Source organism: Pseudooceanicola aquaeponti, from assembly GCF_050897975.1.
Classification (GTDB): domain Bacteria; phylum Pseudomonadota; class Alphaproteobacteria; order Rhodobacterales; family Rhodobacteraceae; genus Pseudooceanicola.
This window is the reverse complement of the sequence record NZ_JBPAXY010000010.1, coordinates 14,630-30,384: the sequence shown is the minus strand read 5'-3', so window position 1 is coordinate 30,384 and position 15,755 is coordinate 14,630. Positions and strand designations below refer to the sequence as shown.

Genomic DNA, 15,755 nt, shown 5'->3' with positions numbered 1-15,755 from the left:
CCCCCTCATGTCTGTACATTTCGCCCCTGTCGCGCCCTGTCTCCGGGCCGCGCGCGGCGGACAGAAACCGACAGGACCGGGCAGACCAGATGGCGGCAGCGCAGACCGAAACCCTTCATTCCCGGCTTCTGGAAGAGATCACCCGCAAGATCGTCGACGGCCAGTGGCCCCCCGGCCACCTGCTGCCCAAGGAAACCGAGATGGCGGCGCAATACGGCGTCTCGCGGATGACCATGAACAAGGTGCTGACCCAGCTGGCGCAGGAAGGCTATGTCGTCCGGCGCAAGCGCACCGGCACCATGGTGGCCCAGCCCCGGGCGCAATCGGCGGTGCTGGCGATCAACAACATCCAGGACGAGGTGGCGGCCCTGGGGCGGCGCTATCGCTGGGATCTGCTGGCCTCGGACCGGCGGCGGCCCAATGGTCCGGATCAGCGCCTGCTGGATCTGGACCCGGCCGAGGCCGAGGCCGAGGCGCTGGTGCTGCACGGGTTGCACTATTCCAACGACGACCCGTTTTGCCTGGAAAGCCGCGCCATCAACCTGACCACGGTGCCCGACGCCGCGACGATGGATTTCGCCGCCGAGGTGCCGGGCAGCTGGCTGTTGCAGACCATGCCCTGGACCAATGCGCGCCACCATGTGCGGGCGATCAACGTCTCGGGGCGCGACGCGGCGCAGCTGCATCTGCCGGTCGGCGCCGCCTGTCTGGAGATTCTGCGCAAGACCCAGATCGAAGGCGCCTGGGTGACCTCGGTCCGCCTGCTGTATCCCGGCGAGGCGCATCAACTGGTGGCCGAATTCGAAGGCCGGATGGGAGGCTAGAGCCCGTCCGAAACCAGACGGCAGCCCGTTCAGAAAGCCCCTCGCCCCACTGTCCCGCCCGGCGGCACGCCGGGCAGCGCCCGACCCGCCCCCCAGGGCGGGCGCTACACGCCCACCCTCGGGTCCGGCGCTGCCCTCAGCTCTTTAACGGAGCCGAAAGGACGGCATTTACCCCTCAAGAATGAGAATCAACAGACACCCCTCGGGCACCGCCTCCGGCGCACCGTCCAGCTCCGCCAGATCGTACCGCCCCAGACCCAGCTCCGCCCGGTCCTCCCGCGCGAACAGATAGGCCGCCAGAACACCCGCGCCCGGCACGGCCTCCCCCGGCTGCACCACCACACCGCGCAGCGGCGCACGCACCATCAGGTTCAGGTCCAGCAGACCCTCCCCCGGCAACTCTGCCTCGCAGGCCAGACCGCCGTCGAAGGGATGCGGCCCGCTCTCCGGGTCGGTCTCGATCACCGAGCCGTCCTCGAACCGCAGCACCATGGCGCCGCCCTCCAGTACGGTCAGCACCCGGTCGATGCCGGGAAAGACCGAGAAGGGACCCGATCCGCCGACCTTGGCCGTGCTGATCCGCCACTGAAAATCCTCGAACCCGGCGCCTTCGGGATGGCAGATCACCTCTGCCGTCTCGCCGCCGCCGTTCTTCCAGGGGGCAAAGCGCCGCTCCGCCGCCCGGTGAATTCTACCAGTCATCCGAGGATCCGGGGCAGGTTCAGCCCGTGTTCCTTCGCGCATTCGATCGCCTCCGGGTAACCCGCATCCGCATGGCGCCAGACGCCCGACGCGGGATCATTCCACAGCACCCGCTCCAGCCGCTTGACGGCCTCGGGGGTGCCGTCGGCACAGATAACGACCCCGGCGTGCTGGGAAAAGCCCATCCCGACCCCGCCACCGTGGTGCAGCGACACCCAGGTGGCCCCCGAGGCGGTGTTCACCAGCGCGTTCAGCAGCGGCCAGTCCGACACGGCGTCGGACCCGTCGCGCATCGCCTCGGTTTCCCGGTTGGGCGAGGCGACAGAGCCGCTGTCGAGGTGATCGCGCCCGATCACCACCGGCGCCTTCAGCTCGCCATTCGCGACCATCTCGTTGAACTTCAGCCCCGCGCGGTGGCGGTCGCCCAGCCCGATCCAGCAGATCCGGGCGGGCAGCCCCTGGAATTCGATCCGCTCGCGCGCCATGTCCAGCCAGCGGTGCAGGCCCTCATTCTCGGGGAACAGCTCCTTCATCGCCTGATCGGTCTTGTAGATGTCCTCGGGATCGCCCGACAGCGCGGCCCAACGGAACGGCCCGATGCCACGGCAGAACAGCGGGCGGATATAGGCGGGCACGAAACCGGGGAAGGCAAAGGCGTTTTCCAGCCCCTCTTCCTGGGCCATCTGGCGAATGTTGTTGCCGTAATCCAGCGTCGGAATACCCGCATCCCAGAAACCGACCATGGCCGCCACGTGATCCTTCATCGAGGCGCGGGCGGCGCGGTTCACCTCTTCGGGCGCGCTTTCCTGCTTGGCGCGCCATTCGCCCACGGTCCAGCCTTTCGGCAGATAGCCGTGATAGGGATCATGGGCCGAGGTCTGGTCGGTGACGATATCGGGCCGCCCGTTCGGCATCGCCTCGCCCGCCTGCACCCGGCGCAGGATCTCGGGGAAGACCTCGGCCGCGTTGCCGATCAGGGCGACGGATTTCGCCTCGCCCGCCTTGGTCCAGCGCTCGATCATCGCCAGCGCCTCGTCCAGGTCGTGGGTCTTCTCGTCGCAATAGCGGGTGCGGATGCGGAAATCGGCGCGGGTCTCGTCGCATTCCACGGCCAGACAGCAGGCCCCGGCCATCACGGCGGCCAGGGGTTGCGCGCCGCCCATGCCGCCCAGACCGCCGGTCAGGATCCAGCGGCCGGCCAGATCGCCGCCGTAATGCTGACGCCCCGCCTCGGCGAAGGTCTCATAGGTGCCCTGAACGATGCCCTGCGCCCCGATGTAGATCCAGGACCCGGCGGTCATCTGGCCGTACATCATCAGGCCCTTCTTATCCAACTCGTTGAAATGCTCCCAATTGGCCCAATTGGGGACCAGGTTCGAGTTGGCGATCAGCACGCGGGGCGCATCCGCATGGGTGCGGATGACGGCAATCGGCTTGCCCGACTGCACGATCAGCGTCTCATCCGCCTCCAGCTTTTTCAGGCTGTCGCAGATGGCGTCGAAATCCTCCCAGGTGCGGGCCGCGCGGCCGATGCCGCCATAGACGACCAGCTCATGCGGGTTCTCGGCCACATCGGGGTGCAGGTTGTTCATCAGCATCCGCAGCGGGGCCTCGGTGACCCAGCTTTTCGCGTTCAGCTCGGTCCCGGTGGGGGGGAAGATGTCGCGGGTGTTGTGACGGGTGGTCATGGCGTGGTCCTCTCTCAAAGGCGCGGCAGCAGCGGCGCGGGCCGGGCGGCGGCCTCGGCGGCGGTCAGGATATCGGTCAGGATGGTCTTCAGCTGCGGACGCAGCCGGGCGATCTTTTCGGCGTCGACCTCGAAGGGGGGCTCTTCGACCTCCAGATGGGTGGCCTGGGCCAGCTCCATCTGGATGGCGTGGATCCCCTGCCCCGGGCGGCCATAGTGCCGCGTGGTCCAGCCGCCCCGAAAGCGCCCGTTCAACACATGGCTTTGCCCCGTCGCGGCGCAGGCAGCCAGACAGGCGGCCTCGATCTGGGCCGCGCAGGTCACGCCGCCATCGGTGCCGATGTTGAAATCGGGCAGCCTGCCTTCGAAGAGCCAGGGGATGACCGACCGGATCGAGTGGCAATCATAAAGCACCGCATAGCCATGGAGCGCCTTCACCCGCGCCAGCTCGGCCTCCAGGGCGGCGTGATAGGGGGCGTGGAAGGCCTCGATGCGCCGGGTCACCTCTGCGGCATCGGGCGCCTCCGCCCAGATCGGCACATTGTCGAAGGTGGTCAGGGGCACCAGCCCGGTGGTGGTCTGCCCGGGGTACAGCGATTGCCCCGACGGATCGCGGTTGGCGTCGATCACGTAGCGGTGGAAACTGGCGCGCACCATGGTCGCGCCCTCGATCAGCCCGCCGTAGAGCTGGTGAATATGCCAGTCGGTATCGCGCAGCAGCTGGCCCTCGGCATTCAGCTGGGCGCGGATGTCCTCGGGAACCCAGGTGCCGGTATGCGGCAAGCCAAGGACCAGCGGGCTGTCGCCCTGAACGATCTGAACCGGATCCATCACGCCACCTCCGGCAGGGTCACGCCCAGGCCCTGGATCAGCGCCCCTTCCGCCACCAGATCATGGGCGGCGGCCAGGTCGGGCGCCATGTAACGGTCATCGCCAAGCTCGGCCACGCGGCTCCGCAGTGCGGCAATCGCGGCCTTCAGCGGCGCCGAGGTCTCCAGCGGGCGGCGCAGCGCCACGCCCTGGGCGCCCGTCACCGCCTCGATCCCCAGAATGTTGTACAGGTTGCGGGTCATCAGACCCAACCGCCGCGCCCCGTGGCAGGCCATGGACACGTGATCCTCCTGGTTGGCCGAGGTGGGGGTGCTGTCGATGGAGGCCGGATGCGCCAGCTGCTTGTTCTCGCTCATCAGCGCGGCAGAGGTGACTTCCGCGATCATCAGGCCCGAATTCAGCCCCGGTTTCGGCGACAGGAAGGCCGGCAGGCCAAAGCTCAGCGCCGGGTCCACCAAGAGGGCAATCCGCCGCTGCGCGATGGCGCCGATCTCGGTCAGGGCCAGGGCGATCTGATCGGCGGCAAAGGCCACCGGCTCGGCATGGAAATTCCCGCCCGAAACGACAGAGCCGTCCGACAGCACCAGCGGGTTGTCGGTGGCGGCATTGGCCTCGATCTCCAGCGTACGGGCGGCCTGGCGCAGCAGATCCAGGCAGGCGCCGCCCACCTGGGGATGGCAGCGCAGGCAATAGGGATCCTGCACCCGCTCGTCATCGTCGCGGTGGCTGTCGCGGATCTGCGAGCCCTCCAGCAGGGCGCGCAAGGACGCCGCCACCTCCACCTGGCCCGCATGGCCGCGCAGGCTGTGGATCTCTGCGGCGAAGGGCGCGGTGGAGCCCATGGCCGCATCCGTCGACAGCGCCCCGGTCACGACCGAGGTCATCAGCGCCCGCTCCGCCCGGAACAACCCCGCCAGCGCCAGCGCGGTCGAGGCCTGGGTGCCGTTGATCAGCGCCAGCCCTTCCTTGGCCGACAGCGCGATCGCCTCCAGCCCGGCCTCGGCCAGGGCCGCGCCCGACGGCATCCGGCGGCCCTGATAGAGGGCCTCGCCCTCGCCCAGCATGGTCGCGGTCATATGCGCCAGCGGCGCCAGATCGCCCGACGCCCCGACCGAGCCCTGTTCGGGGATCAGCGGCAGCAGGTCGCGGGCCAGCATGTCCAGCATCAGCCGCACCACCTCGGCCCGGATGCCCGAGGCGCCGCGCGCCAGCGACATCACCTTCAGCACCATGATCAGCCGCGTGACCTCCGGCACCAGCGGGTCGCCCACGCCGCAGCAGTGGGACAGGATCAGGTTGCGTTGCAGTTTCGCCGTATCCGCCACCGCGATCTTGATCGAGGCCAGTTTGCCGAAGCCGGTATTCACCCCGTAGACGGCGGCATTTCCGGCGGCCACTTCGGCGATGCGGGCGGCGGCGGCGTCGATGGCGGGCCAGGCGCTGTCATCCAGCGTCACGCCCGCGCCGTCCCAGTAGATCCGCGCCAGCGCCCGCAGGGGCACCGCGCCGGGGATCAGATGTTCAACTTTGGTCTCAGCCATGGGTCACGGCTCCTTCAAAGACACGCATATGCAGGGGGTTCAGGCCGATTCGGCCCACAAGCTGGGCGGGGCGGTCCGCGTCCCAGACGGTGAAATCCGCCGACAGGCCGGCGGCCAGCCGCCCGGTCACGTCCCCAAGGCCCAGGGCGCGGGCGGCATGGCACGTCACCCCGTCGAGGCATTCCGCCACGGTCATCCCCCACAGTACCGCGCCCATGTTCATGGTCATCAGAAGCGAGGTCAGGGGCGAGGTGCCGGGATTGCAATCGGTGGCCAGCGCCATGGGCACACCGGCGGCGCGCAGGGCAGCGACGGGCGGTTTCTGCGCCTCGTTCAGCATGTAATAGGCGCCGGGCAGCAGCACCGCGACGGTGCCAGAGGCGGCAATGGCCGCCACATCCTCAGGCCCCGCATATTCGAAATGATCCACCGACAGGGCGCCATGGCGCGCGGCCAGCAGCGTCCCGCCAGATCGGGTCATCTGTTCGGTGTGCAGCTTCACCGGCAGGCCCAGCTCGCGCGCGCGGGCAAACAGCGGTTCGATCTCTTCGAGGGCAAAGGCGATCCCCTCGCAGAAGGCATCCACCGCATCCACCAGCCCTTCGGCCTGGGCGGCCTCCAGTCCGGCGATGGCCACCTCGCGGATATAGCCCGCCTTGTCGCCCGCATAGTCGGGGGGCAGGGCATGGGCCGCCAGCCAGGTGCTGCGCAGCCGGAAGGGGCGCAGCTCGGCCAGGCGCTTGGCGGCGCGCAGCATCTTCAGCTCGGTCTCGATGTCGAGGCCATAGCCCGACTTGATCTCGATGGTCGAGGTGCCCTCGGCCAAGAGCGCATCCAGACGCGGCAGGGCCTCGGCCACCAGCTGATCCACGTCCCGCGCGCGGGTGAACCGCATCGAGGCTTTGATGCCGCCCCCCGCCTGCGCGATCTCCTGATAGCTGGCGCCCTCCAGCCGCTGTTCGAACTCGCCCGTGCGGTCGCCGCCGAACACCAGATGGGTGTGGCAGTCGACGAAAGAGGGCAGCACCAGCCGCCCGCCCAGATCCACCACCTCGGCGCCCTCGTCCGACAGGGCGGGGCCGATGGCCGCGATCCTGCCGCCCTCGGTCGCGATCTGCTGCGGCGCGGCCCCGTCGGCCAGGCGCGCGTTGATCCAGATCCGGCGTGTCGTCATGGGGGCCTCTTCGGGTCAGGTCTCGGGTCTGCCATTAAGTATAGACATAAAGACCCGGACCTGCCTAGAGGGTTTCTGATCCGCCCCCGGCGCCGCTACAGAACCGCCGCCAGCCCGGCCAGGAACTGGTCGTTTTCCGCCGCCAACCCGACAGAGACCCGCAGGAAGCTGTCATAGCCCGGCTGTTTCCAGGGCTTCACGATCACCCCGTGATCAATCAGCGCCTCGGCCACCGGGCCCGAAGGGCGCGCGACGTTGACGAACAGGAAATTTCCCTTCGACGGCAGCACTTCCAGCCCCCGGGCGCGCAGAGCCTCGGCCACCCGCTCTCGTTCCGCCAGGGTCTCGGCCACCGCCGCCTGCATCCCCTCCGGCGCGCGCAGCGCCGCCAGCGCCCCGGCCTGGGCCACGGCATTGACGTTGAAGGGGGTGCGCACCAGGTGCATGGCCGCGATCAGCACATCGCTGTTGGACAACCCATAGCCGATGCGCAGCGCCGCCAACCCCCAGGCCTTGGAGAAGGTGCGCAGAATCAGCAGCGGTTTGGCGTGGGTGGCGATGCGTTCGGTGCCGGGCAAATAGTCATTGCCCTGCGCGTATTCGACATAGGCCTCATCCAGGCACAGCGCGGCCTCGGGATGCTGCGCCGCCAGCACCTGATCCAGCTGCGCGGGCGTCAGCCAGACCCCCGCCGGGTTCATCGGGTTGGCCAGCAGGATAAGCCGCACGGGCCGCGCCACGGCCTCCAGCAAGGCCGTCATGTCGATCTCGCGCCCCTCGGTCAGGCCAACGCGCGTGACCTCGGCCCCCATCATACGGGCGTAATCCTCATGCAGCGGGAAAGAGGGGTAGAGCGTCACCACCTCGTCCCCCGCCTGCAACAGCGCCCGGGCCAGCACGTTCAGCAGATCCTCGGATCCGTCGCCAAAGACGATGCGCCCGGCCTCCACCCCGGTCTCCTCCGCCAGCTGCGCCGCCAGCGCCCGGGCAGACGGATCGGGATAGATCTGCGTCCGCCCCAGCACCTCGGCCATGGCCGCGCGCACCGGCGCGGGCAGCGGGTGCGGGTTCTCGTTCGAGCCCAGCTTGGCAATGGCGCGCCCGCCACAGCGGCTGGCCACATCCTCCAGTGACAGGCCGGAATTATAGGGGGCCAGCGCCGCCAGTTCGGGACGCAGAGAGATTTCGGTTGCGGACATGGGGGGAACTCCGTTGACTAGGCGCCGGGGAGGGGGCAACTTATGTCTAGACATGTCAAGCGAAAGTGACCCGCCCATGGCCGAAACTCCGCCGCTGCCCGCCGATTGCACCTTCGATTTCACCGGTCGCCGGGTGCTGGTCACCGGCGCCAGCCGGGGCATCGGGCGCACCCTGGCCCTGGCCTTTGCCCGTGCGGGCGCCGATCTGGTGCTGACCGCCCGCAGCCTGCCCGCGCTGGATGAGACCGCCGCCGAGGCCCGCGCCCTGGGCCGCGACGTGATCTGCCGCGCCGTGGATCAGCAGTCTGTCGCCGCCGTGCAAGAGGGGCTGGCGGACCTGCCGCCCTTGGACGTGCTGGTCAACAACGCAGGGATAGAGGACGTGCGCCCCACGCTGGAGGTGGACGAGGCGCTCTGGGACAGGATCGTCGATACCAACCTCAAGGGCGCCTTCTTCGTCGCCCAGGCGGCAGCGCGCTCCATGGCAGACCGCGGCGGCGCCATCATCAACCTGGCCTCGCTGACCTCTTTCGTGGGCGTCCCCACGGCCACCCCCTATACCGCCTCGAAAACCGGCATCCTGGGCATGACCCGCGCCATGGCCGCCGAATGGGCGCCCCTGGGCATCCGCGTCAACGCCATCGCGCCGGGGTATTTCGAAACCGGCCTCACCTCGACCTTCTACGAGGACGCGGGCTGGGTGCAGGCGATGACCGACAGCGTCCCCATGGGCCGCCTCGGCAATCTCGACGATCTGGAGGGCGCGACCCTCTTCCTGGCCTCCTCGGCGGCGCGCTATATCGCCGGGCAATGCCTGGCCATCGACGGCGGCTTTCTGGCCAAAATCTAGGCAAACCGCCCCGCGCCCCGGCGCGCGGGGCGCTTAAGTATATACAAGATGACCCAGGGCGATACAGATCGCCCGACCCCTACCGAAGGCCCGCCGTCCCGGCCCCGGGCCTGACCAGACAAAGGTGCCCCTATGCCGCAAGTGACCCTTCGCTCCCTCATCGGCCTGTCGCCCGAGGACCGCGCCGCCCTGACCAACCGGTCAGAGGCCGACCTGTCCTTCTTCCTGGAGAAATCCCAGCCGATCATCGAGGCCGTCCGTACCGAGGGCGACGCCGCCCTGGTCCGTTTCGGGCGCGAGTTCGACAAATCCGAAGGGCTGACCGCCGACATCCTGAAGGCGCCCGAGCAGGAATTCGACGAGGCCTTCGACCTGGTGGAACCGGACGTGATCGAGGCGATCCGCAAGGGCATCCGCAACATCCGCAGCTTCCACGAGGAACAGGCGCCGGAACCCATGTGGCTGAAAGAGGTCAGCCCCGGCGCCTTCGCCGGTGACCGCTGGACGCCCATCGACTCGGTGGCCCTCTACGTGCCGCGCGGCAAGGGCTCGTTTCCCTCCGTCACCATGATGACCGCGGTGCCGGGCAGCGTGGCCAAGGTGCCGAACCTGGCGATCTTCACCCCCCCGGGCCCCGACGGCAAGGTCGACGCGGCCACCCTGGTGGCCGCCCGCCTGGCCGGTGTGGAAACCATCTACAAATGCGGCGGGGCCCAGGCCGTGGCCGCCGCCGCCTATGGCACCGAAACCGTCAAGAAGGCGCAGAAGATCGTCGGCCCGGGCTCGCCTTGGGTGGTCGCGGCCAAGCGCCTTCTGGCCGGCGTCATCGACCCGGGCCTGCCCGCCGGTCCGTCCGAGGTGATGATCCTGGCCGATGACACGGTGCACGGGGGCCTGGCCGCCATGGACCTGCTGATCGAGGCCGAACACGGCCCCGACAGTTCCGCCTGGCTGGTTACCCCCTCGCAGCGCGTCATCGACGAGGCCCTGGCCGCCCTGCCCGAGCTTTGGGCGCAGATGACCGAGCAGCGGGTCGGCTTCTCGCAGACCGTGCTCTGCAACGGCGCGGGCGGGATCGTCCTGGCGCGCGACATGGATGACGCCTGCGCCTTCGTGAACGAATACGCCCCGGAACACCTGGAAATCCTATCCGAGAAGCCGTTCGAATACCTGGGCCAGATCACCGATGCGGCCGAGGTCCTGATGGGCACCCATACGCCCGTCTCCATCGGCAACTTCGCCCTGGGCCCGAACGCGGTTCTGCCCACCTCGAAAGGCGCGAAGACCTGGGGGCCGCTGTCGGTCACCGACTTCCTGCGCCGCTCTTCCATCGGCTATGTCACCGAAAAGGGCTATCCCGAGCTGGCCGACACCGCCCAGACCCTGGCGAAATACGAGGGCTTCTCCTCTCACGCCAACGCGGTCAGCGAGCTGCGCGCCAAGTACCTGAAGAAATCGTAAGACCTGCGGGGCCGCCATTGCGCGGCCCCCTGCCCTGCCCCTCCAGAAAGGCCGATCCCATGCGCGCCGTCCGTCTTCACGCCACCCGCGACCTGCGTTTCGAAACCGTCGAGGCGCCCCTGCCCCCCGCCCCGGGCGAGGTGACCCTGCGCGTCACCGCCGCCGGGATCTGCGGATCGGATCTGCACAACTACGCCACCGGCGCCTGGATCACCCGCGCTCCTTCCGTCGCCGGGCATGAGTTTACCGGGGTGGTCACCGCCCTGGGCGCCGATGTGGCCCATGTCAGCCTGGGCCAGTGCGTCATCGTCGACAGCCGCCATATCTGCGGCAGCTGCCCCGCCTGTACCGAGGGCAACGGCCAGGTCTGCGACGAGCTGGGCTTCATCGGTGAAAAGATCGACGGCGGCTTTGCCGAGGCGGTCACCCTGCCCGCCCGCAACGTCGCCCCCGCCCCCGAAGGGGTGCCCGACCGGCATCTGGCCATGGTCGAGCCGCTGGCCGTGGCCCTTCACGCCGTCCGCCGCCTGGATGCGCCCGAGGGCGCCGAGGTGGTGGTGACCGGCTGCGGCCCGATCGGCGGGCTGGTGACGCTTCTGCTGACCCGCGCGGGCCATCCGGTGCGCGTCATCGACCTGAACCCGGCCCGCGTGGCGCTGGTCTGCGACGCCACCGGCGCCACCCCCGCCCCGCTTGACGCCCTGCCCCGCTTTCGCTTTGCCGTCGACACGACCGGCGCCGCCCCGGTGATCTCGGCCCTGGTCGCCCAAATCGCCGGCTGTTCCCGCCTGGCCCTGGTGGGCATCGGCGCCGCCAAACCCCTGCTGGACCCCGTCCACCTGGTGGAACGCGAGATCACCCTGCTGGGCTGCCACGCCTATGGCCCCGAGTTCTTCGACGTGGCGCCCCTGCTGCCCGCCCTCGCCCCCGCCCTCGACGCCTTCATCGCCGCCGAAATCCCGCTGGAGGCCGTGCCCGGCGCCTACGACGCCCTTCTGGCCGGGGACAGCGCGGGCCTGAAAACCATCATCCGCTGCACCCCGGACCAGGCCTGAGACCGCAATGAAAGACCTCTCCCGCCGCTTCGTCACCACCGAGGATTTCGCTCGCGCCGCGCGCCGCAAACTGCCCCGGATCTTCGCCGACTACATCGACGGCGGCTCTTTCTCGGAAACCACCCTGCGCCGCAACCGCGAGGGGTTCGACCGCTACATGCTGCGCCAACGCGTGCTGCGCCCCCTCGGCCCCGCCGATCTGACCACACCCCTGGGCCGCGGCACCGCCGCCCTGCCCTTCGGCCCCGGCCCCGTGGGCTTTATGGGCCTCTACCACCGCGACGGCGACATCTGCGTGCACCGCGCGGCCACCGACGCAGGGCTGCCTTGCGTGATCTCGACCTTCTCGATCAACGGGCTGGCAACGATGCGGGCCGCCGCAGGCCAGGTGCCCGACTTTCAGCTTTACCTCGACCGGGATCCGCAGGTGAACGCCGACTACCTGGCGCAATGCCGCGCCACCGGCGTCAAACGGATCTTCCTGACCGTCGATACCGCCATCACCTCGGTCCGCGAACGCGACGTGCGCAACGGCTTCCGCTCGGTCTCGCGCATCACCCCCGCCCTTTTCGCCCAGTTCGCCGCCCGCCCCGCCTGGTCCCTGTCCCTGCTGCGCGGCGGCTTCCCCCAGGTCGAGATGGTGGCAGACCGCCCCGAGTTCGGCCGCGGCGCCCTGGCCCAGGCGGGCAACCTCTCGTCCCGGCTGGATATCGACCTGACCTGGGACAAGGTGCGCCAGCTGCGCCAGGACTGGGACGGAGAGCTGATCATCAAGGGCATTTCCGACCCCGAGGACGCGGCGCAAGCGGCGGAGGAGGGCCTGGATGGCATCGTCTTGTCGAACCACGGCGGGCGCCAGCTTGACCATGGGCCCGCCACCATCACCCGGCTAAGGGCGGTGCGCGCCGCCCTCGGGCCCGACCGGATGCTCTTCATCGACGGCGGCTTCCGGCGCGGGTCCGACATCGTCAAGGCCATCGCCCTGGGGGCGGATTTCGTCCTGATGGGGCGGCCCTTCGCCTGGGCCGTGGCGGCGGCGGGCGAGGCGGGCGTGGCCCATCTGATCCGCCTGCTGGCCGCCGAAACCGCGATCACCCTGCAACTGATGGGGCTGACCTCGATCGCCGCGCTGAAACAGGCGGGTCCCGAGATCCTGCTGCGCGCAGAAGACCTCTAGGCCCCCTCCCCCGCCAGATCGTCAAAGGCCCCGGGCGACAGCTCTTCCCAGAAGGCCTGGATCGCCGCGGCGTTCAGGGCCGACATCCAGCCGTAGCGCTCGAAATCGTCCCGCGCCGCGCCCTCCAGCTGCGACAGGAACAGCCGCTTGTCGGCGTCGCGCTGCGTCGGCGTGCGCCCCTGCGCCAGCTCCTGGATGCGCCCCAGCCGTTTCGCCCGGGCCGAGCTGGGCGGCGGCGCCGGGTTTCGTGGCGAAACCTCTTGCAATCCGGTTGACGCCCCGCCCGCGCCCTCGCGGTAATCCTCGCGCAGGGCGGCGGTCAGGTAGCCCACGGCGTTCTTCACCCCCCCCTGCCCCGCGATGTAATCCAGCTTCTGGCCCACGTACCCCTCGCCATGCTCGCTGATCCATTGCCGCGCCAGGCGGTCGCTGACCCCCAGGGCGCGGATCCGGGCGTAGATGTCGGAATTGCGCAGCCCGGCGCCGTCGTCGATGTCCAGAATGGCCAGCTGCGGGTTCTCGGCGATCTTGAAGCGGATGTCGGTCACCGTGCGCCCCATCTTCCGGGTCTCGGGGGTCACCACGATATTGCTTGTGCGGTTCACCTCGGCCACGGCGGGCTTGATGATCTTGGCGTTCAGATGCTTGTAGGTCTCATAATAGGGGCTGTCCGCCACCCCCATCAGACGCCGGAACAAGTCCAGCGACCACCACCCCGTGCTACCCGTCCGCACGAAGCGATAGCAGTTCTCATACAGCGCCAGCGCATGGCCGCTGGTGAACCGCCGCTGGATATTCAGGTTGATCAGCGCGAAAACCTTGGGGTCGTTCAGCTTCTCCGCCAGCGCCGGGGAATAGGCATATTCGCAAACGCCCCCCTTCAGCTTGGCATAGGACAGCAGCGCCGAAACCCCCCATTCCTGCTGCCCGTCCGCATCCAGCATGTCCCATTCCGCCACCGTCTCGGCCAACCCGCGCAGGCTGGCCTTCAGCGTGTCCATGTCGTTGGAGTTGTAGCCGATCATCAGGCACAGGGTGCGGGCGTCGATGCGGTGCACCTGCTGGCTGACCAGGGTGTCATAGGCGTTCAGCAGCAGAACGTTGGACAGCTTCCTTTGCAGCAGGGTCAGCTTGCCCGACACATGGATGGCGGCGACGTGCTTTTTCACCGCGCCCCGGCGCAGGCTGCCCGTCAGCTGATCGCGTGGGATATCGTCCATGGCCTGTCCTCCGGCCTCTGCTCTTGCCTCTGGTCAGGCGCCCCCGGTTGCTCCGGGGTGCGCGGGCGGGCCTGGCGACCCTGCGGCGACTCGCCCGGCCCTGACGGCTCGCCCTGGCTCACTATCCCGGATAAGGTGCCCAGGCGCAAGCGCGGCGCTGGCACCTTTGGGCGGGAAATAGCCCCATCCCGTATTCGGGTCCCTTCGGATCGCCGGGCCGCGTAAAGGGACCCGTTTCCGGGATGGGGCTCCGGGCCGGGTCTCGCCGCCGCCCCCGGGGATTCGCCGAACGCTGCGTTTTCCCCTTGTTTACGAGGGTTGGCGGGGCTTTTCCCGCGAATCGGGGCCCTTTGTCCCGTATCCGGGTGCCTTTCGCCCCGTCCTCTGGCCCCCCTGCCCCTGTATCCGGGCACCTGATCCCCTCTAGAGAATTGAAATCAAACGTGGATATGGCCCCTAAAGATTCTTAAAAGACTCTGAAAGAGCATAAACAGACTGCCTGTTGTCGGGATTTCCCGTATTTTTAAGGGGAAGAGCGGCCAGGGTGATTCCCATCCTCCCTGCCATGTGCGATACTTTCCCGGATATCTGGAAAAATAGCGGACATGCGGAGTTTCCATGGCACCGAAGAATGGAACCGGATCCCGGTCCGACCTGCCCCCCTATTTCAACATCGACCCGGCCGAGGCGGCAAGCCATCTGTCGGATCCGATCACCACCACCCGTTTTGCCAAGGCCGCGACCTTTGCCGCCCGGGGCCGCGATGACCTGGCCAAGCGCGGCTATGCCCCCGACGGCGCCAAGCGGCTGCGCAAGTTCTCGACCTGGGAGGTCTGCCGCTATCTGATCCCCGTCGGCGCCGGTCATCTGCGCCGGGTGCTGAAGGCCCACCCGGATCTGCCCCAGGGCACCGGCGACGGCAATTCGAAGTGGTTCACCCTGGACGAGGTGCTGCGCCTGCGCGACCACTTCGCCCAGGAAGGCGATCCCAACCGCGAATATTCCGCCTGGCGCCCCGAGGGCCTGCCCGCCAAGGTCGTGGCCGTGGCCAACTTCAAGGGCGGTGTGGGCAAGACCTCGACCGCCGCGCATCTGGCCATGTCGGCGGCGCTGGACGGCTACAAGGTGCTGGTGGTGGATCTCGATAGCCAGGGGTCCATGACCTCGATCATGGGTGGCAAGGTCGAGGATGAATGGCAGACCGCCTTCCCCCTTCTGGCCGCCGATTACGCCCGCCACCTGGCCGAGGAAAACCGGGTGCGCGAGGCCCAGGGGTTGGACCCGATCCCCTTTGATGAGACCCTTAACGAGGCGTTAACGGTTTCGCCGCGAAACCTGATCCAGAAGACCCACTGGCCCAATATCGACCTGATCGGCGCCCAGCTGAACCTCTACTGGTCCGAGTTCCAGGTGCCCGTGTGGCGGATGCAGCTGCGCTCCTGGCCGCTCTGGGATGCCCTCCAGAATGCGCTGGAAAGCTCCAGCCTGCTGGACGATTACGACGTGATCTTCCTCGATACCCCGCCCGCCCTGGGCTACCTGACGATCAATGCCCTCTCGGCCGCCGACATTCTGCTGGTGCCCCTCGGCGCCTCCTTCCTCGAGTTCGATTCGACGGGCCGGTTCTTCGACATGATCTATTCCACCTTCGCCTCGATCGAAGAGGGCGAGAACCGCATCCGCCGCCAGGACGGGCTGCCCGAGATGCGCTTTGAATGGGATGCGGTGCGGGCCCTGATCACCCGCTTTGATGCCGCCCAGCAGACCGATCTGGCCAATGTGATCCAGGCCTATTTCGGCGACTTCATGACCACCTACCGGCAGGAACTGACCGCCATGGTCGGCCAGGCCGGGGAACAGGTTTCGGGCATCTACGAGACCGATTATCGCGACTTCAACCGCGACACCTATGTTCGCGGGCGCGAGACCTTCGACCGCACCTGGGCCGAGGTGAAACAGGTCATCCTGGGCACCTGGTGGCGCGACCAGCAGATGGCCCGGGCCGAGGCAGAGACAGAGGGAACGGAGGGGTAA

General features: G+C 68.5%; 13 protein-coding genes. 6 read left to right on the top strand and 7 right to left on the bottom strand.

Annotated features, from left to right (window positions below; genetic code table 11):
- The first annotated feature begins 89 nt into the window (after positions 1 to 89).
- On the top strand, positions 90 to 824 hold the full coding sequence (hutC, locus tag ACRARE_RS21205; RefSeq protein WP_432658409.1) for a histidine utilization transcriptional repressor HutC: 735 nt from the start codon (positions 90 to 92) through the stop codon (positions 822 to 824).
- A gap of 168 nt (positions 825 to 992) precedes the next feature.
- On the opposite strand, the gene ACRARE_RS21200 is transcribed toward hutC, so the two are convergent.
- The 6 genes from ACRARE_RS21200 to hisC all read right to left on the bottom strand — a co-directional run bounded on the left by ACRARE_RS21200 (position 993) and on the right by hisC (position 7,958).
- The gene (locus ACRARE_RS21200; RefSeq protein WP_432658408.1) at positions 993 to 1,526 is read right to left on the bottom strand and encodes a HutD/Ves family protein; all 534 of its coding nucleotides are present in this window, start codon (positions 1,524 to 1,526) and stop codon (positions 993 to 995) included.
- Positions 1,523 to 3,214, bottom strand: a complete 1,692-nt coding sequence (gene hutU, locus ACRARE_RS21195; protein WP_432658407.1) for a urocanate hydratase — start codon at positions 3,212 to 3,214, stop codon at positions 1,523 to 1,525. Before hutU ends, ACRARE_RS21200 begins: the two co-directional genes overlap by 4 nt.
- A 14-nt stretch (positions 3,215 to 3,228) precedes the next feature.
- Positions 3,229 to 4,044, bottom strand: a complete 816-nt coding sequence (hutG, locus tag ACRARE_RS21190) for an N-formylglutamate deformylase (protein ID WP_432658406.1) — start codon at positions 4,042 to 4,044, stop codon at positions 3,229 to 3,231.
- On the bottom strand, positions 4,044 to 5,585 hold the full coding sequence (hutH, locus tag ACRARE_RS21185) for a histidine ammonia-lyase (RefSeq protein ID WP_432658405.1): 1,542 nt from the start codon (positions 5,583 to 5,585) through the stop codon (positions 4,044 to 4,046). The genes hutG and hutH overlap by 1 nt, the downstream gene beginning before the upstream one ends.
- Positions 5,578 to 6,759, bottom strand: a complete 1,182-nt coding sequence (gene hutI / locus ACRARE_RS21180; protein ID WP_432658404.1) for an imidazolonepropionase — start codon at positions 6,757 to 6,759, stop codon at positions 5,578 to 5,580. Before hutI ends, hutH begins: the two co-directional genes overlap by 8 nt.
- A gap of 95 nt (positions 6,760 to 6,854) precedes the next feature.
- Positions 6,855 to 7,958 (bottom strand): histidinol-phosphate transaminase, encoded by a 1,104-nt coding sequence (gene hisC, locus ACRARE_RS21175; RefSeq protein ID WP_432658403.1) that lies wholly within the window; start codon positions 7,956 to 7,958, stop codon positions 6,855 to 6,857.
- Between the two features lie 76 nt (positions 7,959 to 8,034).
- Here hisC and ACRARE_RS21170 point away from each other — a divergent pair, with 76 nt between their 5' ends.
- The 4 genes from ACRARE_RS21170 (at position 8,035) to ACRARE_RS21155 (ending at position 12,501) form a co-directional block, all read left to right on the top strand.
- A complete protein-coding gene (locus ACRARE_RS21170) occupies positions 8,035 to 8,808 on the top strand; it encodes an SDR family NAD(P)-dependent oxidoreductase (RefSeq protein WP_432658402.1) in 774 nt (257 codons plus the stop codon).
- 132 nt (positions 8,809 to 8,940) lie between these two features.
- A complete protein-coding gene (gene hisD, locus ACRARE_RS21165; protein ID WP_432658401.1) occupies positions 8,941 to 10,269 on the top strand; it encodes a histidinol dehydrogenase in 1,329 nt (442 codons plus the stop codon).
- A gap of 59 nt (positions 10,270 to 10,328) precedes the next feature.
- Positions 10,329 to 11,324, top strand: a complete 996-nt coding sequence (locus tag ACRARE_RS21160; protein WP_432658400.1) for a zinc-dependent alcohol dehydrogenase — start codon at positions 10,329 to 10,331, stop codon at positions 11,322 to 11,324.
- Between the two features lie 7 nt (positions 11,325 to 11,331).
- The gene (locus ACRARE_RS21155) at positions 11,332 to 12,501 is read left to right on the top strand and encodes an alpha-hydroxy acid oxidase (protein WP_432658399.1); all 1,170 of its coding nucleotides are present in this window, start codon (positions 11,332 to 11,334) and stop codon (positions 12,499 to 12,501) included.
- Here the strand turns inward: ACRARE_RS21155 and ACRARE_RS21150 are convergent.
- Positions 12,498 to 13,721, bottom strand: coding sequence for a replication initiation protein (locus ACRARE_RS21150; protein WP_432658398.1), 1,224 nt, complete (start codon positions 13,719 to 13,721; stop codon positions 12,498 to 12,500). The two genes, ACRARE_RS21155 and ACRARE_RS21150, sit on opposite strands and share 4 nt — an antisense overlap.
- Before the next feature lie 618 nt (positions 13,722 to 14,339).
- On the opposite strand from ACRARE_RS21150, the gene ACRARE_RS21145 reads away from it, so the two are divergent.
- Positions 14,340 to 15,755, top strand: coding sequence for an AAA family ATPase (locus ACRARE_RS21145; RefSeq protein WP_432658397.1), 1,416 nt, complete (start codon positions 14,340 to 14,342; stop codon positions 15,753 to 15,755).